This is a genomic window from Streptomyces sp. NPDC087300 (genome assembly GCF_044744425.1).
Classification (GTDB): Bacteria; Actinomycetota; Actinomycetes; order Streptomycetales; family Streptomycetaceae; genus Streptomyces.
On sequence record NZ_JBIUYI010000003.1, the window covers coordinates 823,456 to 845,121 of the forward strand.

19 protein-coding genes and 1 pseudogene are annotated in these 21,666 nt (G+C 71.1%); 8 read left to right on the top strand and 12 right to left on the bottom strand.

What is annotated here, in order from left to right:
- The first annotated feature begins 21 nt into the window (after window positions 1-21).
- On the top strand, window positions 22-846 hold the full coding sequence (locus tag ACIO9J_RS14505; RefSeq protein WP_401997798.1) for an endonuclease I family protein: 825 nt from the start codon (window positions 22-24) through the stop codon (window positions 844-846).
- On the opposite strand, the gene ACIO9J_RS14510 is transcribed toward ACIO9J_RS14505, so the two are convergent.
- Window positions 840-1,760, bottom strand: coding sequence for an aldo/keto reductase (locus tag ACIO9J_RS14510; RefSeq protein ID WP_401997801.1), 921 nt, complete (start codon window positions 1,758-1,760; stop codon window positions 840-842). The two genes, ACIO9J_RS14505 and ACIO9J_RS14510, sit on opposite strands and share 7 nt — an antisense overlap.
- 96 nt (window positions 1,761-1,856) lie before the next feature.
- On the opposite strand from ACIO9J_RS14510, the gene ACIO9J_RS14515 reads away from it, so the two are divergent.
- Window positions 1,857-2,570, top strand: a complete 714-nt coding sequence (locus ACIO9J_RS14515; RefSeq protein WP_401997804.1) for a DNA-binding response regulator — start codon at window positions 1,857-1,859, stop codon at window positions 2,568-2,570.
- Window positions 2,571-2,773: 203 nt separating this feature from the next.
- On the opposite strand, the gene ACIO9J_RS14520 is transcribed toward ACIO9J_RS14515, so the two are convergent.
- Together ACIO9J_RS14520 and ACIO9J_RS14525 are read right to left on the bottom strand one after the other, a co-directional pair.
- On the bottom strand, window positions 2,774-3,202 hold the full coding sequence (locus ACIO9J_RS14520; protein WP_401997807.1) for a VOC family protein: 429 nt from the start codon (window positions 3,200-3,202) through the stop codon (window positions 2,774-2,776).
- A 32-nt stretch (window positions 3,203-3,234) separates the two neighbouring features.
- Window positions 3,235-3,432: pseudogene (locus ACIO9J_RS14525) on the bottom strand (winged helix-turn-helix transcriptional regulator); the annotation flags it as partial.
- Here ACIO9J_RS14525 and ACIO9J_RS14530 point away from each other — a divergent pair.
- A complete protein-coding gene (locus ACIO9J_RS14530) occupies window positions 3,397-4,518 on the top strand; it encodes an MFS transporter (RefSeq protein WP_401997810.1) in 1,122 nt (373 codons plus the stop codon). The pseudogene ACIO9J_RS14525 and the gene ACIO9J_RS14530 overlap by 36 nt on opposite strands.
- A 32-nt stretch (window positions 4,519-4,550) precedes the next feature.
- On the opposite strand, the gene ACIO9J_RS14535 is transcribed toward ACIO9J_RS14530, so the two are convergent.
- The gene (locus ACIO9J_RS14535; RefSeq protein WP_401997813.1) at window positions 4,551-5,879 is read right to left on the bottom strand and encodes a phytase; all 1,329 of its coding nucleotides are present in this window, start codon (window positions 5,877-5,879) and stop codon (window positions 4,551-4,553) included.
- 132 nt (window positions 5,880-6,011) lie between these two features.
- Complete coding sequence (locus tag ACIO9J_RS14540) at window positions 6,012-6,452, bottom strand: ATP-binding protein (RefSeq protein ID WP_401997816.1); 441 nt, start codon at window positions 6,450-6,452, stop codon at window positions 6,012-6,014.
- A gap of 153 nt (window positions 6,453-6,605) precedes the next feature.
- On the opposite strand from ACIO9J_RS14540, the gene ACIO9J_RS14545 reads away from it, so the two are divergent.
- Window positions 6,606-7,433 carry a Scr1 family TA system antitoxin-like transcriptional regulator gene (locus ACIO9J_RS14545; protein ID WP_401997819.1) on the top strand — a complete coding sequence of 276 codons (828 nt, stop codon included), beginning with the start codon at window positions 6,606-6,608 and terminating at the stop codon, window positions 7,431-7,433.
- Entirely contained in the window at window positions 7,430-7,675 is a 246-nt protein-coding gene (locus tag ACIO9J_RS14550; RefSeq protein ID WP_401997820.1) for a DUF397 domain-containing protein, read from the top strand. The genes ACIO9J_RS14545 and ACIO9J_RS14550 overlap by 4 nt, the downstream gene beginning before the upstream one ends.
- 10 nt (window positions 7,676-7,685) lie before the next feature.
- On the opposite strand, the gene proP is transcribed toward ACIO9J_RS14550, so the two are convergent.
- The 3 genes from proP to ACIO9J_RS14565 form a co-directional block, all read right to left on the bottom strand.
- Window positions 7,686-9,215: a glycine betaine/L-proline transporter ProP gene (gene proP / locus ACIO9J_RS14555; protein WP_401997823.1), complete on the bottom strand. Its 1,530-nt coding sequence runs from the start codon at window positions 9,213-9,215 to the stop codon at window positions 7,686-7,688.
- Between the two features lie 145 nt (window positions 9,216-9,360).
- Window positions 9,361-11,199 carry an alpha-L-fucosidase gene (locus ACIO9J_RS14560; protein WP_401997826.1) on the bottom strand — a complete coding sequence of 613 codons (1,839 nt, stop codon included), beginning with the start codon at window positions 11,197-11,199 and terminating at the stop codon, window positions 9,361-9,363.
- A gap of 203 nt (window positions 11,200-11,402) precedes the next feature.
- Window positions 11,403-12,143, bottom strand: coding sequence for a class I SAM-dependent methyltransferase (locus ACIO9J_RS14565; protein ID WP_401997829.1), 741 nt, complete (start codon window positions 12,141-12,143; stop codon window positions 11,403-11,405).
- 503 nt (window positions 12,144-12,646) lie between these two features.
- Between ACIO9J_RS14565 and ACIO9J_RS14570 the strand changes: the two genes are divergently transcribed.
- Complete coding sequence (locus ACIO9J_RS14570) at window positions 12,647-14,875, top strand: alpha-N-acetylglucosaminidase (protein WP_401997832.1); 2,229 nt, start codon at window positions 12,647-12,649, stop codon at window positions 14,873-14,875.
- Window positions 14,876-15,515: 640 nt separating this feature from the next.
- Here the strand turns inward: ACIO9J_RS14570 and ACIO9J_RS14575 are convergent.
- The gene (locus ACIO9J_RS14575; RefSeq protein ID WP_401997834.1) at window positions 15,516-16,166 is read right to left on the bottom strand and encodes a DUF4360 domain-containing protein; all 651 of its coding nucleotides are present in this window, start codon (window positions 16,164-16,166) and stop codon (window positions 15,516-15,518) included.
- 265 nt (window positions 16,167-16,431) lie between these two features.
- Here ACIO9J_RS14575 and ACIO9J_RS14580 point away from each other — a divergent pair, with 265 nt between their 5' ends.
- Window positions 16,432-17,283: a chitosanase gene (locus ACIO9J_RS14580; protein WP_401997837.1), complete on the top strand. Its 852-nt coding sequence runs from the start codon at window positions 16,432-16,434 to the stop codon at window positions 17,281-17,283.
- Between the two features lie 218 nt (window positions 17,284-17,501).
- Window positions 17,502-18,407: a hypothetical protein gene (locus tag ACIO9J_RS14585; protein ID WP_401997840.1), complete on the top strand. Its 906-nt coding sequence runs from the start codon at window positions 17,502-17,504 to the stop codon at window positions 18,405-18,407.
- A gap of 20 nt (window positions 18,408-18,427) precedes the next feature.
- Here the strand turns inward: ACIO9J_RS14585 and ACIO9J_RS14590 are convergent, their stop codons facing one another.
- From ACIO9J_RS14590 to ACIO9J_RS14600, 3 genes are all read right to left on the bottom strand, one after another.
- Window positions 18,428-19,633: an MFS transporter gene (locus ACIO9J_RS14590; protein ID WP_401997843.1), complete on the bottom strand. Its 1,206-nt coding sequence runs from the start codon at window positions 19,631-19,633 to the stop codon at window positions 18,428-18,430.
- A 60-nt stretch (window positions 19,634-19,693) separates the two neighbouring features.
- The gene (locus ACIO9J_RS14595) at window positions 19,694-21,223 is read right to left on the bottom strand and encodes an alpha/beta hydrolase (protein ID WP_401997846.1); all 1,530 of its coding nucleotides are present in this window, start codon (window positions 21,221-21,223) and stop codon (window positions 19,694-19,696) included.
- A 68-nt stretch (window positions 21,224-21,291) separates the two neighbouring features.
- Window positions 21,292-21,648, bottom strand: a complete 357-nt coding sequence (locus ACIO9J_RS14600) for a DUF4190 domain-containing protein (protein WP_401997849.1) — start codon at window positions 21,646-21,648, stop codon at window positions 21,292-21,294.
- Window positions 21,649-21,666: the final 18 nt, after the last annotated feature.

A 21,666-nucleotide genomic window follows, 5' to 3' on the forward strand; every position in this document is an offset into this window, starting at 1 on the left:
CCGGGAAAGGACACACCCCACATGCCCGTCCCGCGCGTACGCCGCTGGCAACCCCTGGCCCTGACCGCGGCCGCGGTCCTCGTCGGCATCACCGTGCCGGCCACCGCGACGGCCACCACCTCCCCCACACCCGCACCGGCGACCGCAGCCGTCGGCGCCTACGACGACACGTACTACAAGGACGCGCTCGGCAAGACAGGACCCGAGCTCAAGTCCGCACTGCACACGATCATCAGCGAGCAGACCAAGCTCTCGTACGACCAGGTCTGGGACGCCCTCAAGACCACCGACCAGGACCCCGCCAACAGCTCCAACGTGATCCTGCTCTACAGCGGCACCTCGCGGAGCAAGGACAGCAGCGGCGGCGACCAGGGCGACTGGAACCGCGAGCACGTCTGGGCCAAGTCCCACGGCGACTTCGGCACCTCGACAGGACCCGGCACCGACATCCACCACCTGCGTCCCGAGGACGTCACGGTGAACAGCATCCGGGGCAACAAGGACTTCGACAACGGCGGCAGCGCGGTCGAGGGCGCCCCCGGCAACCTCACCGACGGCGACTCCTTCGAACCGCGCGACGCGGTCAAGGGCGACGTGGCCCGCATGATCCTCTACATGGCCGTGCGCTACGACGGCGAGAGCGGCTTCCCCGACCTGGAGCCCAACGACAAGGTCGACAACGGCAGCGCGCCCGCCATCGGCCGCCTCTCCGTCCTGAAGCAGTGGAGCGACGAGGACCCGCCGGACACGTTCGAGAAGAACCGCAACCAGGTCATATTCGACAAGTTCCAGCACAACAGGAACCCGTTCATCGACCACCCGGAGTGGGTGGAGGAGGTCTACTGACGCAGCGCGCCGAGCTCGGCGAGGTCATCCGCGTCGAGCCGCAGCGCCGCCGCCTCCACGTTCTCCGCCAGATGGTCGGGGGACGAGGTGCCCGGGATCGCGAGCATCGCCGGGGAGATCGCGAGGAGCCACGCCAGGGTGACCTGCGCGGGCGTGGCTCCGTGCCGTTCGGCGACGCGTCGGAGCGCCTCCAGGTCAGGAGCTCCGGCGCCGCCGAACGGGAAGTACGGGACGTACGCGATGTCCTGCGCGGCGCAGACGTCCACCAGTTCGGCGTGTTCGCGCGTCAGCGGGCTGAACCTGTTCTGGAGCGCGGCCACGGGCGCGATCTCGCGCGCCTCGGCGAACTGCTCGGGCGTGGCGCTGCTGACGCCGAGGTGGCGGATGAGGCCCTCGTCGCGCAGGGCCGCCAGCGTCGCGAAGCGGTCGCCGCCAGGACCGTCGGTGGTCAGGAAACGGAGGTAGACCAGGTCGAGGTGGTCACGGCCGAGTTCGCGCAGATTGCGGTGCACGGCCGCCCGCAGCTCGGCGGGGTCGGCCGGGTCCGTCCAGGAGCCGTCGGGCAGGCGGCCAGGCCCGACCTTCGTGGCGATCACCAGGTCGTCCGGATAGGGGTGCAGGGCCTTGCGGATGAGGTCGTTGGCCGCGATGTCCTCGAAGAAGTAGAAGGCGGCCGTGTCGATGTGGTTCACGCCGAGTTCGACGGCGCGGCGCAGCACCTCGATACCGCGCGCGGGATCGTGCGCGGGCCCCTCCCAGCGCGGAGCGGGCAGCCGCATCGCGCCGAAGCCCAGCCGGTGGACGGGGAGTTCGCCGCCGATGCGCCACTGGCCCGCCGCGGCGGCGGGCGTGGTGGAGAGGGCGGTCGGAGCGGGAGCGGTCGGCTCGTTCGTGGTGTCTTCGCTGGTCGGCATGGCGAGATCCTGATCCGTACGTCCGCGGGGCGCGATCGCGTGGCCACTTGCTGCCACGTTGACCCGGTGCCCGCCGCGCCGCAGACTGGCCGCACCATGCCGACGAACCAGCCCGCCACGAGCGACCCCAAGGACCACATCGTGTCCCTGCGCGGCGAACGGGAGCTGGTGCGCAGGGCCGGTGACCTGTTCACCGGGGCCCGCGAGGAGTTCCTGTGCGCGGCGGCCGACCTGGTGACCTTCTCGCCCGGCGTGAACGCCGCGTTCGCCGCGAGCGGCCGGCCCCGGATCGAGCCGGGCGGCCTGACGATGCGCAAGCTGTACACGCCGCGCGCGCTCGCGGACGAGCGGTCCGAACAGCGCCTGGTCAGGATCGCCGCGTCGGGGGCCGAGGTGCGCATCTCGGCGGCGCCGCTCGCGCACGAGGCGATCGTCATCGACCGGCGGGTCGCGATCCTCGCGGGCGCGCCCGTCCGTGGCGTACGGACCTTCACGGTGATCCAGTCCCCCATCGCCGTCGAGGGCGTCAGGACACTGGTGTACGCGGCCTGGGAGACGGCCACGGACCTCGCCGACTACCGCCGCACGCGCCCGCCCGCGCTGGGCGAGGAGGCCCGCCACATCCTCCGGGCGCTCGGCGCGGGCCGCACCGACGAGGTCACGGCGCGCGAACTGGGCATGTCGCTGCGGACGTTCCGCAGGCGCGTCGCCGACGTGATGACGACGCTCGGCGCGACGTCACGCTTCCAGGCGGGGCTGCGGGCAAGGGAGTTGGAGTTCGGCGGGCAGTGGGACGGGGCAGGCGACTGAGCGGACCCGACTCCCGGCGGCGCAGTTCGCGCACGTTCCTGTTCTCCCTTTGACGGGGCTCCCGGAGCGCCGCCGCGCTCCACTCATCCGTCCGCGCCGGATGCGGGCCGCTCACCCGCTCCGCGCCCGCGACGTACGCGAGCCAGCGGAGTTCGTCGCGGGCGAAGAAGGACTCGCCCCGGGTGTCGGCCCAGATCTGGACCTCAGTCCACGCAGAACTCGTTCCCCTCGATGTCCAGCATCGGAATGCACGCGTCCTCGCCGTCGTACAGCGTCTGTACGTGCACCGCTCCGAGTGGGATCAGCCGTGCGCACTCGGCCTCCAGTGCGGCGAGGCGTTCCTCGCCGACGAGGCCCGTGCCGACTCGGACGTCTAGGTGTACCCGGTTCTTGACCGCTTTTCCTTCGGGGACTCGCTGGAAGTACAGGCGCGGGCCCTCGCCCGTGGGGTCGACGCAGGCGAACCAGGCGTCGCGGCGCTCGGGCGGCTGGGCGTTCTTGTACGCGGCCCAGTCGGCGAACCCCTCCGGCGGCGGCGGTACGACATAGCCGAGGACCTCGCACCAGAAGCGGGCGAGGCGCTCGGGTTCCGCGCAGTCGAAGGTCACCTGGAACTTCTTGATCGACACCATCGGGTCACCGTAGAGGTCCGCGCCGGGCGGTGCTAGACCTCCACGAGGCCGCGCGCCTCGTCGTACGCCGCCCGGGACTCCGCGATCGTCACCCGGTTCCGGTCCGCCCAGCCGGTGAGTTGCAGGAGCGTGCCGTGCAACTCGCGGGCCACGGGGGTCAGTTCGTATTCGACCTTCGGGGGGGGGACCGTCGGGTGGACGGTGCGTTCCAGCAGGCCTTCGCGTTCCAGGGCGTCGGCGGCGCGATGACCTCCGCGGTGGTGCTCGGCATGCTCGTCGCCCTCTTCCCCGAGGCGCGCGACCGGGCCAAGGCCATCGCCGTGTTCAGCGCGGTCGGCGCGGCGGGCGGGGCGATCGGCACGTTCCTCGGCGGGGCGCTGACCGAGGCCCTCAACTGGCACTGGATCTTCCTGATCAACCTGCCCATCGGCGCCGTCGCGCTCGTCGCCGCCGTGCGCGTGCTCGACGCCGATCGCGGTGCGGGGCTCAGCGAGGGCGCCGACTACCCGGGCGCCGCGCTGGTCACCGCCGCACTGATGCTCACCGTCTACACCATCGTGACCGCCGCCGAGCACGGCACCGCGGCGACGCTCGCCCTCGCCGCCGGATCGCTCCTCCTCTTCGTGGCCTTCACGGTCCGCCAGGCCCGCGCGGCGCGGCCCCTGCTCCGCCTGCGGCTGTTCAGGTCCCGGGTCCTGACCGGCGCCAACGCCGTGCAGATGGCGATGATCGCCGGAATGTACGGCTTCCAGTACATCGGCGCGCTCTACCTCCAACGCGTGCTCGGTTACGGCGAGTTGAAGACCGGCACGGCGTTCCTTCCCGCGCCCGTCGTCATCGGCCTCCTGATGCTGGGGCTCTCCGCGCGGGTCATCGGCCACTTCGGCGCCCACCGGACGCTCCTCGCGGGACTCACCCTGATCACGGCGGGCCTCGCACTCCTCGGCATGCTGCCCGCCGACGGTTCGTACGCCGTCGACGTACTGCCCGGGATGCTGCTGCTCGGCGCCGGGTTCGCGGCCGCGATGCCCGCCGTGACCGGGCTCGCCATGGGCGGCGCGGCCGAGGAGGACGCCGGGCTCGCCTCCGGGCTCTTCAACACCACGCAGGTGGTGGGCGGTTCGCTCGGTCTCGCGGTCCTGACGACGCTCGCGGCGAGCCGGGCGGACACCCTCACCGGGCAGGGCACGGACGTCCTCACCGCCACCGCCGACGGCTACCGGCTCGCCTTCTGGGTCGCCGCGGGCATCGCGGCGGCGGGCATCGCCCTGGCGGCGACGGTACTGCGGCCCGTCAGCCGGCCAGGGCGCGCATGACCCCGTCAGTCGTCCAGGATGACCATGACCTCTCAGTCTTCCAGCGCCTTCATGACCTTTCCGAGGTCGACGAACTTGAAGTTCGTCGCGGGGCGGTCGCCGTCACCGGGAGCGTCGTGGCCGTCCTGGACGACCAGCAGGCCGTGCGGGAACTCCGGGCCGAGCGGCCGGTTCAGGGCGGCCGCGCCGTCGCACTCCTCGGAGCCGTCGAGGGCGCCGCCCGCAGGGGTGACGCGGAAGCCGCCCTCGTACTCGTTGCGGTCGCTCACCTCCCTGTCGTACGCCGCGAAGGTGTTGTCGCCCTGACTGGAGGCGAGGAGATGGCCATCACCGTCGGACTCCTGGACCAGCGTCAGGCCCTCCACGTCGGAGGCGATCCGCTTGCCGCCGTAGCCGGGGTCGGCGCCCGGGGCGCACTCCTCCGTCTCCTCGTCGTAGACGCCGGGGATGCCGTACTCCCGTACCTTGTCCACGAGTTGGGGCTTGCCGGTCAGGTCGGCGCGCAGGCGCCAGATGCCGACGTCCTCCTGTCCCGCGTACAGCGTGCCGTCGGCCGGGTCGACGACCATGCCCTCGACCTGCGGGAGTTCACCGGGCTCGGCGCACGGGCTCCACGAGGTGCCGTTCGGCAGCCGGAAGGAGGAGGGCAGGTCCAGGGTGCGGACCTTGCGGTAGGAGACCTTGCCGCCCCGCCCCGGGAGCAGTTCGAGGAGCGCGACGCTGGTCCGTTCGCGCCGGCTGACCAGGGCGTACGAGCGGCCGCTGGTCTTGTCCTGCCAGGTCGCGAGGCCGTACGCGGTGCGCTGTTCGTTGATCTCGGCCTGGTCGGCGGAGAACACCGGCGGGGCGGCCGGGTCGGTGACGTCGGTGAGCGGGCCGCCGGGGCGGTCGCGGTCGATGCGGTAGAAGCGCAGCCGGTCGTGGCCGCGGTCGCTGGTGACGGCGAGGTCGGCGCGGCCCGACGCTCCGGAGGAGAGCTTCAGGCCGTGGACGAGGTCCACGTTGTTGAAGCGGCCCGGCGCGTCGTCCGGGCCCTCGGCGGGCGGCGGCGTCACCGACTGGACGGGCCGCGCGTCGAGGTCGTACGCGCGCAGCCCGCCCTCCTTCGCCGTGGCGATCACCAGGCTGCGCGCCGGGTCCGCCGCGTCGCGCCAGATCGCGGGGTCGTCGGCGTCGGCGTTGCCGCCCGCGTCGTCGTCGTGCAGCACGGGCGTCTCGGCGCGGGGCGTGATGCCCGGCAGCGGATCGGCGGCGCCGGTGCGGGCGGGTGCGGCGGCCGTGACCGTGGCACCCGCCAGGACGGCGGTCAGTGCGAGCAGGACCGGGCCGATCGTTCGATGGGTCGGACGGCGTCTGGTCACGCGGTGTCTCCTCGTTCCGGGACGGACGGATCTTGCGTGAGACTGGGGCCTGCCGGTGTCGCCCCGGCGTACGCCACACGTCCGGCAGGGACCCTCCCAGGTGTACGTGAAGTGAACCAACTCCCTTGCGCCTCACGCGCGTTGGGTATCCAACGAAAGCTCGGCCCACACCGTCTTGCCCACCGGCCGCCCCGTCACGCCCCACTCGGCGGCCAGCGCCGCCACGATCACGAGCCCGCGGCCCGACTCGCCGTCGGGCACGGGCGGTTCGGGGTCCTGCGGCGGCCTGCGTTCGACGCGAGTGTCGGAGACCTCGACACGGAGCGTGTCCGCGTGGAGCGTCAGGCGGAGCTCGAAATCACGGCCGGGTACGCGACCGTGGGTCACCGCGTTCGCGGCGAGCTCGGCGACGATCGCCTCGGCGGCGTTGGACGGATCGGAGTCGTACGGGATGCCCCAGCCGTCCAGGTGATACCTGGCCAGCCTGCGGGCGAGACGGGCGCCCCGGGGCGTCGAGCTGAGGCGTTCGGCGACTTCCCGCACGGGGGCGGCGGGTTGGACTCGGGTCGGCATGGTCCCACCGTGGCCGCACGGGAGGGCCCTACACCAGCAACCAAACTCGTACGCTCCGTCAGCGTACGAGTACGAAGGGTGGACAGACGGGGTAACGGACCGTGACCATGGGGCTGTTGGCGGGGATCAGCACACGAGCGTCGGGGGTTACCCATGATGTCGTCGAGCACCAAAGAGCCGGAGCCGTCGGACGGCCTGAAGACCTTCGGCGTGGTGCTGAAGAGCTTCCGCAAGCGCGCCGGTGTCACCCAGGAGGAACTGGCCGAGGAGATCGGCTGTTCCTCGCACTTCCTGGCCTCCATCGAACAGGGCAGGCGGCTCCCGCCGGGCCGCTTCGTCGACCGGTGCGAGGCATCCCTGGACGCGTTCGGCACGCTGCGGCTCGCCGCGAACCAGCTGACGCGCAAGCCGGGCCTGGCGACGTGGTTCCGCCAGTGGGCCCTTCTGGAACAGGAGGCGCTGGCCCTCAACACGTACGAATGCCGGTTGATCCCGGGGCTGTTGCAGACCGAGGCGTACGCGCGGACGCTGTTCGTCAATCAGCTTCCCCCGCTGGGCGACGACCAGATCGCGGCCCAGCTGGAGGCTCGGGCGGAGCGTCAACTGCTGCTCACGGAGCGACCGAACACCGCGTTCAGCTTCATCCTTGAGGAACATCTGTTCCTGCGCCGCATGGGCGGGCATGAAGTCACCATGGAACTCATCGACCACGTTCTGGGGCTCGCCCAGCGGCGGAACATCGAGATTCAGATCATGCCGGTGGTAAGGGAGAGTCATGCGGGGCTGGGTGGGCCGATGCAGTTGCTGGAGACTCCGGAGAATCAGTGGTTCGCCTACGCCGAAGGCCAGCGGAGCGGGCAGCTCATCTCCAGGCCAAAAGAGATCAGCGTCCTCCAGATGCGGTATGCCAGGATGCGCGCACAGGCTCTCTCGTTCGAGGACTCGGTGAGCCTGCTGGAGCGGATGCGAGGAGCGCAATGAGCACCCCCGAACTGGCCTGGTTCAAGAGCAGCTACAGCAGCGGCGGAGACGGCGACTGCATAGACGTCGCTCTCACCTGGCGCAAGTCCAGCTACAGCAGCAGCGGCGACGGGGACTGCGTAGAGATCGCCCCCTGCCCCACCACCATCCACGTCCGCGACTCCAAGAACCCGGACGGCCCCCGGCTCGCCGTGGATCCCCGCGCCTGGGCGGAGTTCGTGGCGTACGCCGAGGGCCGTTGAGCCGTCGCGGTCAGTACTGCGGCTGTGACTGCGGCTGCGACTCCACCAGTTCCTGCGCCTCCTCGTCCGTCGCGACGGACGGCGGGGAGCCCTCCAGCGGCTGGCGGGCCGTCTCCTTCATCGCGGCGACCGCGATGATGCCGATGAGGCCCGCCAGCATCGTGTAGAACGCGGGCATCAGATCGTTGCCGGTGGCGCTGATCAGGCCCGCGACGACCAGCGGGGTCGTGCCGCCGAAGAGCGAGACGGAGATGTTGAAGCCGATGGACAGGGAGCCGTAGCGGACGTCCGTCGGGAAGAGGGCCGGGAGCGAGGACGACATGACGCCCAGGTAGCAGACCAGGGCGAGGCCGAGGATGAGCAGACCGGTGAAGACCGCGACCGTGCCGCCCTGCTTGATGAGCAGGAACGCGGGCAGCGCGAGGACGAAGAAGCCCACCGAGCCCGCCATCAGGACCGGCTTGCGGCCGATGCGGTCGGAGAGCCTGCCGACGGAGTTGATCAGCGCCATCAGGATCAGCATGACGATCACGATGGACATCAGGCCGCCGGCCTCGCCGAAGCCCAGCTGGGTGAGGTACGTGGGCATGTACGACAGCAGCATGTAGTCGGTGATGTTGAACGCGGCGACCAGGGCGATGCAGAGCAGCATCGCGCGCCACTGGCCGAAGAAGGAGTCCTTGAGGGACTTCTTCTGGCGTTCGGCGGCCGGGCCGCCCTCCTCCATCTTCTGGAAGGCGGGCGACTCGTCGAGCTTCATCCGCAGGTAGAGGCCGATGAGTCCGAGCGGCGCGGCCACCATGAACGGGATGCGCCAGCCCCAGGACTGCATGGCGTCGTCGCTGAGCAGCATCGTCAGGGTGGTGACGAGGACGGCGGCGACGGTGTAGCCGATCAGGGTGCCGAACTCCAGGAAGGAACCCCAGAAGCCGCGGCGCTTGTCCGGCGCGTACTCGGCGATGAAGGTCGCCGCCCCGCCGTACTCGCCGCCGGTGGAGAAGCCCTGCACCATGCGGCAGAACACGAGCAGGATCGGCGCCCAGACGCCGATCGTCGTATAGCTGGGGATCAGGCCGATGGCCAGCGTCGCCGCCGACATCATGATCATGGTGAGCGCGAGGATCTTCTTGCGGCCGACGCGGTCGCCCAGCGGCCCGAAGAACATGCCGCCGATGGGGCGCACCAGGAAGGCGGCCGCGAAGGTGGCGAGCGACGAGAGGGTCTGCGCGGTGTCGTTGCCCGAGGGGAAGAACTCCTTGCCGATGATGACGGCGAGGTAGGCGTAGACGCCGAAGTCGTACCACTCCATGGCGTTGCCCAGCGCGGTCGCCTTCACCGCGCGCCTGACCTGGGCTTCCTCGGTGACGGTGATGTCCGACTTGCGGAGCCTGGGGTTCTTGCGGCGGTGGATCGCGCGGAACAGTGCGCGGTGTCTCGCCACGGCCTCCGGAGCGGGGGGTGCCGGTGTCTCTGGTGCTTCGGGCGCGCTCACGGGGCGGTCACTCTCTCGGATCGACTGCTGGCGGACGTCGATCAACATTGCCAACCGCCATGGCGGGAAAGTGCCCGCCAATGGTCCTCGCGGCAATGGCCCCAAGTCCTTATTCGGTAGGGACTTGGGGCCTGAATCGCCACAAAAGCACCGGCCGCGCGCCCTGTGTCGGCGCGGGCAGGGCAGCCGCGCGTCAGCGCGCGTACAACTGGCTCTCCGGCACGATCTGCTGTTCCTGTCCCGGGCTCGACCAGAGCAGCTTCAGATGGGCCTCGCCCGTCTGCTCCGCGTACTCGACCTTGATCGTGTGGCGCTTGCCCGCGGTGAGGGCGACCTGCGCCTTGTCCACCTTCGGCTCGTGCGGCGACCAGGAGTCGATGACGAGCTTGCCGTCGATCCAGACGCGCGCCATGTCGTCCGAGACGGTCGTCAGCGTGTACGTCTCCGAGCGGCGCGGCTCGATCGAACCGCTCCACCGGACGCTGAAGTCGTCGGTCGGGACCGAGGCGGCCGGGGAACCGTCGAACTTCCACGCGTGGTTGAGGGTGGGGTCGGTGCGGGTGACCTTCGGGGTGCCTTCGAGCTTCGCGTTGTCGAAGACCTCCTGCTTGAGCCCCTTGCCGCGGCCGGGGCGGGCGGTGGGACCGGGGTCCACGGCCAGCTCGACGACGGTCGCGGTCGGGTTGGTGGCGGCGCCCGAGGGCTTGATGTCGTAGCCGTCACCGGACTTGGTGACCGTCACCTTCTGGCCGCTGCCGAGGACGCGGGCGGCCTTCACCTTGAAGTCCGTACGCGCCTTCAGGTGCAGGGAGCCGCCCGCCGCGGGCCACTGGGTGACCGCCGCGTACAGCTTGTCGCCCTTGCGGCTCACCGAACCCCAGGCGGGCTCCTCGACGAGACCGCCGTAGCGGGCGCCGTAGACGGCGTTGCCCTGTCCGGCCGTGCGCAGCCAGTCGCCCATCTGCTTGAGGCGGTCCACGGAGGGGCCCGGGACGCGGCCGCGGGCGTCGGGGCCGACGTTGAGGAGGTAGTTGCCGCTGCGCGAGGTGGTGGCGAGCAGATTGCGGGTCAGGTCCTGCGCGGACTTCCAGTTCTCGTCGTAACGGGCGTACCCCCAATGGCCGTTGAGGGTCATGCAGGACTCCCAGAGCTGGCCGTCGACCGGGGCGCCGGGGATCTCCTGCTCGGGGGTGCCGTAGTCGCCGTCGACGACGCGGCGCTTGCCGACGCGGTTGTTGATGACGAGGTCGGGGTCGAGCCCGCGGAGGTAGGACTCCAGCTTCTCGCCGTCCTTGGAGGTCCAGGGGTTGTGCGGATTGTCGGTGTCCCACTCGCCGTCGAACCAGAGCAGCGCCGGGTCGTAGTTGTCGACCAGCTCCTTGAGCTGGGCGTACATGCGCTTCTCGTACATGGGGAAGGTGGCGGGGTCCGGGAAGTCCTTGTCGTGCCAGTCCCAGATCGAGTAGTAGAAGCCGAGCTTGATGCCCGCGTCGTCGGCGGCCTTCTTCAGCTCGGCGAGGATGTCGCGGTTCTTGTCGAAGGACGAATGGTCGCGCAGGTTCCAGTCGTTGACCTTCGTCGGCCACATCGCGTAGCCCTCGTGGTGCTTGGACGTGATGACGATGTACTTCATCCCGGCGTCCTTGGCCGACTTCACGACGGCCTCGGCGTCGAAGTCCGCGGGGTTGAAGCCCTGCGCCTGCTTCTCGTACGCGTCCATGGGGATGTCGCACTGCCGCTTGATCCACTCGGCGTCCCGGCAGACGCTCCCGTCGGGCCGCTCGTACTCGCCCTCCAGGTTCGAGTAGGCCCCGAAGTGGATGAACATCCCGAACCGGTCCTGCCGGAACCAGTTGGTGCGGTCGGCGGTGAAGGGGTCGTCGGAGGCGTGGTCGGTACCGGGGCCCGCGGGGCGTGCGTTCTCCTGGGCGGGGGCGGGGACGGCGGGGGCGGCGGTCGCGTTGGGGATGACGGCCGCGCTGACGAGGGTCGCGGCGAGGAGCAGGGCGGGTCCAGTGGCTCTGTGGCGCATGGGGCGGCTCCCGGGGTTCCCTAGGTTGGGGGGTGGGACTTGGAGTCATGGGACTTGGGGGTCGCTGGGGAACGTAGGGATGAATACATCGGATGTCAATGCCCTGAACTCGGGGCCGCACGCCACCAGTTGAACTTTCCGGCCGGAATCGATCCGATGACTCCGCCTACCGATGCTCCGCCTTCCGATGACTCACTCCGCCTCTACGGCTTGTGGGTCACCCAGAGCAGTTCCGCCGGCCAGCGGTGGGCCCAGTCAGGTGGGTCGGTCTCGTTGTAGCCGTTGGTCGTGCCGCGTTCGGGGCGCGGCTCGATGAGGTCGTCGATGACGAGACCCGCGCCGCGCAGGACCCTGACCCAGTCGCCGTAGGTGAGCTGATAGCTGGTCGCGCCGTCGCCTTCGGCGATGGCGTCCAGCCCGAAGTAGTCCTGTTGCAGCGTCGTCGTCACGCGGGCGGCCGCTTCGTCGTAACAGGCTTCGAACCATGGGCTGGCGACGTTGAACACGAGGCGTCCGCCTGGGCGCAGGACGCGCGCTGCCTCGGGGACGGCCAGGTGCGGGGGCGCCCAGCTGAGCCCGCCGAAGTCACAGAACACCAGGTCGAAGCTGGCGGCGGCGAAGGGGAGTCGCTCGGCGGCGCCTTGCACCAGCGGGTAGCGGATCGCTCCCATCGCGCCGCGGGCCGCGGCGAGCTGGGCCTCGGAGAGGTCGAGCCCGACCACGTCGGCGCCCTCGGCGGCGAGCGCCCGCGACCACTGACCGGCGCCGCAGCCGAGTTCGAGGACGCGCTTGCCGGTGACGTCGCCCAGGGCGTCCAGGTGCGCGTCGGGGACGGAGTACATGCCCCACAGCCGGGGCGCGGCGCCGATCCGCGGGTCGTGCTCGTGCTGGTAGGTGCCGCTGATCTGATTCCAGAGCCGCCGGTTGGCGGGGATGCTGTCCACGCGGCGACTCCAGCACCGCCAGCCGGGGGCGGTCAACATGATTTGGGCCTGGTCCGGCACGTACAGCAGGCCCTTGGCCCCCGGCTTGACCCTCTTTCGCAGTACCTCCGGAGCCGGTGGGTGAAGCGGCGCAGGAGGTTCAACGAATCCTGGAACTCGGCCCGCCGGTCGTCCCTGCCCTCGGTGGGCCGGGTGCGCCAGACCCGGCGCGCGAGGGCATCGGCGAGGTAGACGGTGTCACTCGCGCAGAGCAGATAGAGGGCTGAACGCGGCGGGGCGCGGGAAACGGCGCGAGGGGTGGCCCTTAAGGGGCGCGGGGAACTGCGCGAGGGCCCGCCAGGGCCCGTAAAGGGGCGCGGGGAACTGCGCGGCCAGCCACAGCCGGGCCGCGGGCGACCATGGTGGAGGCGTTGATCGCCCCGCGGCCAGCCACGAGCGACCCGCGGGGCGAACAACTCCACCCCGGGGTTACCCGAGAGGGACGGACGGGGCAAGAGACACCCATGCCACTCCCCCGCCGCACCTTCCTCACCGGCCTGGCCGCCGCCGCCGGCACCGCCGGCACCGCCGCCGCCTGCTCCGCCCGCACCGCGACCGGCGCCCCCGCCCCGGCCCACGCCACCCCCGGCCGGCCGGCCGCCGCGCACGCCGCCAGGCGACTCCTCCCCGACCACTGGGACCAGCTGACCTTCCGTACGACACCGGCGCCACGCGAGGACGCCACCGACACCTTCCGGGTGACCGGCAGCCGCCCCGGCCACCTCACCGTCGATGGCACCACCCCCGCCGCCCAACTCGCAGGCCTGCGCCACTACTTGAAGCACACCGCGCACGCCAACATCACCTGGGCGGGCAGCCAGACCGACCTGCCGAAGAGACTTCCCGCGCCCGCCACCACGCTCACCGGCACCGCCAACGTCCCCCACCGCTTCGTACTCAACGACACCAACGACGGCTACACGGGCGCCTACCACGACTGGGCCTACTGGGAGCGCGAGATCGACGTGCTCGCGCTGCACGGCTACAACGAGGTCCTCGTCTACCTCGGCGCCGACGCCGTCCAGCACCGCGCCTTCCAGGAGTTCGGCTACACGGACGAGGAGCTGCGCGCCTGGATCCCGGGCCCCGCCCACCAGCCGTGGTGGCTCCTCCAGAACATGTCGTCGTTCCCCCACCCCGTCTCCCGCCAGCTGCTCGACGCCCGCGCCCGCCTGGGCCGCCGCATCTGCGACCGGCTGCGCGAGCTGGGCATGACGCCGGTCCTGCCCGGCTACTACGGCACCGTGCCGCCCGGTTTCACGGACAAGAACCCGGGCGCGAAGACCGTTCCGCAGGGCGACTGGGTCGGCTTCACCCGACCGGACTGGCTGGATCCGCGCACCGGCCATTTCGCCCGCGTCGCCGCCGCGTTCTACCGCGCGCAGGACGAGCTGTTCGGGCCGACCACGATGTACAAGATGGACCTCCTGCACGAGGGCGGAAAACCGGGCGACGTGCCGGTAGGCGATGCCGCGAAGGGCGTCGAGAAGGCGCTGCGGACCGCCCACCCCGGCGCCACCTGGGTCATCCTCGGCTGGCAGCACAATCCCCCGAAGGCCATCACCGACGCCGTGGACAAGGACCGGATGCTCGTCGTCGACGGCCTCTCCGACCGCTTCCCGCACGTCACCGACCGCGAGGCCGACTGGGGCTCCACTCCCTACACGTTCGGCTCCATCTGGAACTTCGGCGGGCACACCGCCCTCGGCGCCAACACCCCCGACTGGGCGGCCCTCTACGAGAAGTGGCGCACCAAGGCCGGCAGCACGATGCGCGGCATCTCGCTCATGCCGGAGGCCGCCGACAACAACCCGGCCGCCTTCGAGCTCTTCTCCGAACTGGCCTGGCGGACAGGCGAGTTGGACCTCAAGGTCTGGTTCACCGAGTGGTCCCACGCTCGTTACGGCGCGCGCGACCCGCACGCCACGGCCGCCTGGGACGTCCTGCGCCGCACCGCGTACGGGACGACCCGCGCCGACGAGTGGGCCGAGGGCGCGGACGGCCTCTTCGGCGCCCGCCCCGACCTCTCCGTCACCTCGGCGGCCGCCTGGTCCCCCAAGAAGATGCGTTACGACCCGGCCGACTTCGAGGTCGCCCTCACCGAACTCCTCGCCGTACGCCGTGACTTGCGCGACTCGTCCGCGTACCGCCGCGACCTCCTCGACGTCGCACGCCAGGCACTCTCCAACCGCAGCCGCGTGCTGCTGCCCCGGATCAAGGAGGCGTACGACGCGGGGGACGCGGCCCGCTTCGACCGGCTGACCCGCGAGTGGCTCGCCCTGATCGACCTGCTCGACCGCCTGGTCGCCACGGACTCCCGCCACCTGCTGGGCCGTTGGGTCGCGGACGCGCGGGCGTGGGGCGCCACGGAGAAGGAGCGTACGGAGCTCGCGTACGACCAGTTGTCCCTGGTCACGGTCTGGGGCGGGCGGGACGGGGCGGATGCGGGGCTTCGGGACTACGCCAATCGGGAGTGGGCGGGGCTGGTCGGGGGGCTCTATCGGTTGCGGTGGTCCCGTTACTTCGGGGAGCTTCGCGCGGCGCTCGCGGAGGGGCGTGAGCCGGTCCGGATCGACTGGTTCCCCATCGAGGACGCGTGGATCCGCTCGCCGGGGCGCCTGGCCACCCGCCCCTCGGGGGACGTTCACGCTGTCGCTCTGCTTGTGCGGGGCCGACTCTCGGTCGGCGGGTAGCGGGGGTTCGGGGGCGTTCTTAAGTGCGGGCACGTCGTGGCTGGCCGCGCAGTTCCTCGCGCCCCTACGGGCCCTGGCGGGCCCTCGCGCAGTTCCCCGCGCCCCTTAGCCCCCGCCCCGCGGGTAGCCGGGATTCCGGGGGCGTTCTTAAGTGCGGGCACGTCGTGGCCGGCCGCGCAGTTCCCCGCGCCCCTTGACCCCCGCCCCGCGGGTAGCCGGGATTCCGGGGGCGTTCTTAAGTGCGGGCGCGTCGTGGCCGGCCGCGCCGTTCCCCGCGCCCCTACGGGCCCTGGCGGGCCCTCGCGCAGTTCCCCGCGCCCCTTGACCCCCGCCCCGCGGGTAGCCGGGATTCCGGGGGCGTTCTTAAGTGCGGGCACGTCGTGGCTGGCCGCGCAGTTCCTCGCGCCCCTACGGGCCCTGGCGGGCCCTCGCGCCGTTCCCCGCGGCGGTTGATAAGGGGCGCGGGGAACTGCGCGAAGGCCCGCCAGGGCCCGCCTGAGGGCGCGAGGGCCCGCAGGGCCCTTAAGGGGCGCGGGGAACTGCGCGGCCAGCCACGGACCACCCGCGGTCGGGGAGACAGCCGCACCCCCCACCCCCTCGCGAGAGAGAAGGGGGCAAGGGGCGCAGCCCCTACATCAGCTCACGGTCGACCGGGGCACTCCTTCCAGGCCATGTGGTACACGGTACTGATGTCCCCGTCCGTCGAATCCATCGTCATGAAGCTCGACTTGGCCGGGTCGGAGGAGCCGAGATCGACCCGGAGCTCCGTGTTGATGTTGAAGTTCCGCCGGACCCCGCACGGCGCCCACACCAGCTGCGCCCAGTCCGTCGTGTCGGTCGCCTGCCAGTTGTCGTTGTAGACGCCCTTGTACTCGTGACTGATCGCGGCGGTCTGGGGCGAGCCCTGGAAGTAGTACGAGGCCTTCTCCGTGCCCTTGGCACCCGGCTGGAGCGAGGCGTAACCACGGTAGTCCGCGCTCGCGATCGCGTACGTGAAGCCGGACGGGACGTGCACGACGAGGCTGAGCTGACAGTTCCTGCGGAAGGCCGTGGGGTCGGCCCCCGCACCCGCGCGGGCGAGATAGTCGCTGTAGGTGACCGTGAAGGCCGTGTTGTCCTCGGAGACGGCGACGGCCGCGGTACCGGCGGGGCAGCCGGAGCCGTTCACCGTGGCGACCTCGATGACGATCTTGTCCGGGGGCGGATCGAGGATCGCCGACGTGTTCTGCGCGGGGAGCGTAGAGCCGAACAGCGCCGCGACGGCCCCGGTCAGCAGCAGTGCACCAGCCATGGTTCTCCGTTCCGTTACTGAAGTGGGGAGTTGGAGAAGTGCTGTAGTGCGATGAGCGGGCTGCAGGCGCCTGGAGCGGATTGCGTGAGCGAGGGGATCGTACGGAGCGGCGGATCCGGGCGACAGCGCGATGTCCGGCCATTCGGCGGCGCGGACCAGTCGCGGCTTGACGGGTATACGTCATGGCGAATCTCTGGTAGGAAACCTTCCTAACAGAACGCGGAACCGTGAACTCCCCCTCGAACCGCCCCTCTAGGAGGCCCTCGTGGAGACCCCCCACATACCCCCGCGCACCACCCTCACCTCGCGCCGCACCCTGCTCGCCTTCATCGGCGCGGCGGCCGTGGCGGGCCCGCTCATCGCCACCCAGACCGCGACGGCCACCCCGACCTCGTCGGGGACGGCCGCGGGCGGGCTCGACGACCCGGCGAAGAAGGAGATCGCGATGCAGATCGTCTGCAGCGCGGAGAACTCCTCCCTCGACTGGAAGAAGCAGTACGGCTACATCGAGGACATCGACGACGACCGCGGCTACACCGCCGGGATCATCGGCTTCTGTTCCGGCACCGGCGACATGCTCGACCTCGTCGAGCTGTACACCGAGCGCAAGCCGAACAACGTGCTCGCCAAGTACCTGCCCGCGCTGCGCGAGGTCGACGGCACCCCGTCGCACGAGGGCCTCGACCCGACGTACACCAAGGACTGGGCGAAGGCCGCCAAGGACCCGGACTTCCAGAAGGCGCAGAACGACGAGCGCGACCGCGTCTACTTCAACCCGGCCGTCAAGCAGGGCAAGACGGACGGCATCGGCGTCCTCGGCCAGTTCGCCTACTACGACGCGATCGTCATGCACGGCGACGGCGGCGACTCCACCAGCTTCAGCAACATCCGCAAGCGCGCGCTTCGTTCGGCCAAGACGCCGGCGCAGGGCGGCGACGAGGTGAAGTACCTCAACGCGTTCCTCGACGCGCGGGTCTGGGCGATGAAGCAGGAGGAGGCACACGAGGACACCAGCCGCGTCGACACCGCGCAGCGGGTCTTCCTGAAGAAGGGCAACCTCAACCTCAACACCCCGCTGGACTGGAAGGTGTACGGGGAGTCCTTCCACATCGGCTAGCCGCGGTTTCGCTGCGCTGTGCGGTGCGGTGCGGTGCGGGGGACTGTGGGGCCGTTGGGAGCCGCGGGTGGGTCGTGGCTGGTCGCGCAGTTCCCCGCGCCCCTCACGGGGCGCGTCTCGTCCGCGCACGACCATTGCCTCACTCCGGTGGAGATGGGTAGCCTCCCGGCCAACTCCCGCTCTACGCGCGTCGACACGCACCGAGGTGAAAGATCCCCATGTTGCTCCGTACGACCGTTCTCGCGGCTGTCGCCGCCGCTTTCCTCACCTCAGGGGCCCCCGTCGCCGCCGACGACGGCTGGCAGCAGGCCGGCGGGGACATCCGCTCCGGCATCAGCGGGCTCGCCCTCACCGGCCGTGCGGGCGGCGCCACCCACGCCCTCGTCGTACGCGACAACAAGAAGCCCGGCGAGAACCGCGTCGCCGAACTCACCTACCGCCCGGGGCGCTCCGCGCTCGTCGAGCCGCTCGCCTGGTCGGGCGGCGCCGAGCCGATCGACCTGGAGGCGGTCGAGGCGGTGCCCGGCACGCCGGACGAGTACGTCGCGCTGGCCAGCCGCGGCCTCGTCCACCACCTCAAGGTCACCGGCTCCGAGGCCCAGGTCCTCGACACCTCGCCGCTGCCCGCGATCGCCGACGGCGACGACTACGAGAGCTTCACGCTGGCCTCGTCGGGCGGCGGCACGGTGGCGGTCTGGGCCGACCGGGGCGCGGGCGAGGACCGACCCGCCACGGTGCGCGCGGCCGCGTTCTCCTTCAACGAGTACGGCGAGGCGGACTTCGGCCCCGTCGCCACCGGCCGCTTCCGTGCCGCCTACCCGAAGGGCGCCGTACGCCACGCCTCCGACCTCACCGTCACCGCGCAGGGCCGTCTGCTCGTCGGCTCGGCGTCGGACGCGGGCGACGACGGGCCCTTCGACTCGGCGGTGAGCGACGCGGGCAAGGTGTCCCTCGACCGCGCCGGGAAGGTGCGGCTCTCCCTCGCCAAGTCCCCTGACGTCCTGCGGAAGTTCAAGGGCCACAAGATCGAGGCGGTGGAGCGGGTGCCGGGGACGCGGACGGTGCTCCTCGGCACGGACGACGAGAACGCGGGTGGCTCGGTGACGGAGATGCGGACGCGGTGACGTCTCGGCGCTCGGCGCTCCTACGGGTGCCGAGACGTCATCGCCGCGAGGACCGCGGTGGCACCGCCCGCCACCATCACCACGGACACGGACGACGCGTCCACGACCACGCCGCCCGCCAGCGCGCCCAGCGAGAGCGTCGCCTGGAACGACGAGGTGAACAGGACGGACGCCGCCTCGGGGGCACCCGGCGCCGCGGTCGCGAACCAGGTTCCCGAGCAGACCGGCACCGCGCCGTACGCCAGGCCCCACACCAGGAGCAGCGCGAGCGCGCCGGGACGGCTCGTACCGAGGAGCGGCAGGAGCAGGGTCGCCGCGGCGATCAGTACCGCCGCGAGGGCGAAGGTGGTCCGGAGCGCGCGCCGGACCCACGCGCCCGCGAGGAAGTTGCCGACGATGCCCGCGGTGCCGTAGGCGAGCAGGAAGGCAGTGATCAGTCCCGGTCCCGCGTGCGTCACGTCGGCGAGGAACGGCGTGACGTACGTGTACGTGCCGAAGTGCGCGGTCACGATCAGGAACGTCACGGCGAGACCGGCGCGGGCGCGGGCCGTGCCGAGCAGGTCGCGCAGGACGGCGAGCCGGGTGACGTGCCGGGGCGGGAGCGGGGGCAGGGAGACGAAGAGCGCGACGAGGACGGCGAGCACGATCACCCCCATCGCGACGAACACCGCACGCCAGCCCGCGAGTTGGGCGAGCAGCGTGCCCGCGGGGACGCCGAGGACGGAACCGAGGGGAACGGCGGAGAAGATCACCGCGGTCGCCCGCCCCACCCGCTCCGCCGGAACGAGCCGCTCCGCGAGCCCCACGGCGATCGACCAGAACGCGCCGATGACGAAGCCGACGAGCACCCGCGAGACCATCATCAGCCAGTACGCGGGTGCGAGCGCGGCGAGGAAGTTCGCGAGGGCGAGCACCGCCATCAGCAGACAGAGCATGCGGCGCCGGTCGACGCGGCCGGTGCCGACCGTGACGACCGGCGCGGCGACGGCGGCCAGCAGCCCCGGCAGCATCATCATCAGCCCCGCCGTGCCGTCCGAAGCGCCGAAGGTGTCGCCGATGGGGGTGAGGAGACCGATGGGCAGGATCTCGGTGGTGACGATCGAGAAGAGCCCCAGGGTGAGGGAGAGGACGGCGAACCAGCCGAGGCGGGGCGAGCGGACGGTGGTGGCAGCGGCGGCTGTCGCACTCTCGGCGAGCGGGGCTGAGGCGGGGGTCTGTGCGGGCATGGTGCCGAGTCCATCAGCGGGCACCTGCCGGGGTCTGGCACGAATGCGACGTGGACGTCGCTACCTCTGTCCGGCCGCGGCCTCGCAGGTCAGGTCCTTGGCGGGGAGCCTGCCCGTGATCAGGTAGGACGTCGCGGCCTTGTCCGCGCAGGGGTTGCCGTCGGGCGCGTAGAGGACGCCATGTCCCTCGCCGTCGGCGACGGTGAGCATCCGGGAGCCGCGCAACGCCCGGTGCATGGCCCGGCCCGCGAACAGGGGCGTCTGGGAGTCCCACGCGTTCTGCGTGATCAGCGCGCCGACCCTGTTGTCGATCCTGGTCTGCGGCTCGCTGCCCCGCTGCCAGAAGGCACAGGGTGCGACGGCGGCCGCGAAGTCGCCGTACAGCGGATACCGGGCCTCGTCACGGATCGCTTCGCGGCGGTACCGCGCGGGGTCGTGCGACCAGGTGCGGGTGTCGGCGCACATGTAGGACCAGGCGATGGAGAGGTAGTTGTCGTTGTTGTCGGCATCGGGGGCCTGGGCCTGACCGGGCGTACCGGAGGGGTCCCGGTGTCCGCCGTTGGCCGCCTGCCTCAGAGCGGCGATCCGTTCGGCGGCCTCGCGGACGTGGAAGAACGTGCTGTTGTCGGCGCGGATGTCGTCGCCGGTCAGGGCCTGTCCCCCGAAGAGGACGGGCTCGCGGTTCGCCCGCGCGATCAGGTCCCAGTAGGTCTTGCGCACCTCGGCGGGGGTGCTGCCGAGGCCGTAGGCCGCGTGCCGACGTGCGGTCCACGCGGTCCAGCGCGTGAAGGCCTGCTCGGCCGCCTTCGCCATGTCCTGGAACATCCCCCGGTAGATCCGGGTCGGGTCGGTCGCGCTGTCCAGCACGATCCGGTCGGCCCGCTCGGGGAACATCTGCGTGTAGACGGCGCCGAGGTAGGTGCCGTACGACACCCCCAGGTAGGAGATCGTCTTCTCGCCCAGCGCGGCACGGATGACGTCCATGTCACGGGCGCTGTTGCGGGTGGTGAGGTGCGACAGCTTGTCACCGGCCCTGGCCCGGCACTTCCCCGCGAAGGTACGGACCCGGGCCACGTCCTTCGCGAAGGTCTCCGCCTTGTACGGATGGTCGGCCTGTTCCTCGGCGGTCAGGCCGCAGTTGACGGGAGCGCTCCGCCCGACGCCCCTCGGGTCGAAGCCGACGAGGTCGTACCGCCGCTTCACTTCCGCGGGGTACTTCAGGATCGGGTCGACGGGCAGCCGCAGTCCCGGTGCGCCGGGGCCGCCCGGGTTGAGCAGCAGAACGCCGTGACGTGCCTGCGCGCTGCCCGCCTTGAGGCGGGACATCGCGATGCCGATCGTCCTGCCGCCGGGGTCGCTGTAGTCAAGGGGCACCTTGACCGTCGCGCATTGGAAGGTGGCGGGGCTCTTGGCGTCGCAGCGATTCCAACGGAGCTTTTGCTGTGTGTACTTCCGCGGGGGGTGCTCGGCGGTGGTGGCGTCGGAGGCCGTGGCGGCGGTGAAGGCCGTCGCGGGTGTCAGCGCCGAAAGGGCGGCCACCACGAGGCCGGTGGCGAGCAGAGGGGCCTTGCGGGTGTTTCTGATGCGCACGATGGTGCTCGTCCTTGTCGAGGAGAGAAGGTGAGGAGAGAAGTCGAGGAGAGATAAGGGAAAGCCGGTCAATTTCCGTTCAGGTGCTCGCGGACGCACTGCGTGTACTGGTGGAAACTGTCGGGCTGATAGCACTCCTGCGTCTGGTTCGCGTACCAGAGCATGAAGACGGCGATCAGCCCGGACACCACGATCGCGAGGGACGACGTCACCACGGCGGTGACGGCCATGCCCCGGCCCACGCCGGTCCGCCTGGCCGCCATCAGCGCGGCGATGCCCAGGACCAGACCGATCACGGCGAGCGGGCCGCCGATGAGGACGACCGAGGTCGGCAGGCCGATGATGCCCAGTGTCATGGCGGCCGCGGCCAGGCGGTTGTGCGGCGCCCTTCCGTTCGGTGGTGTCTCGATCCCCTGAGCGTTCATCAGCCGTCCTTCCGTCCC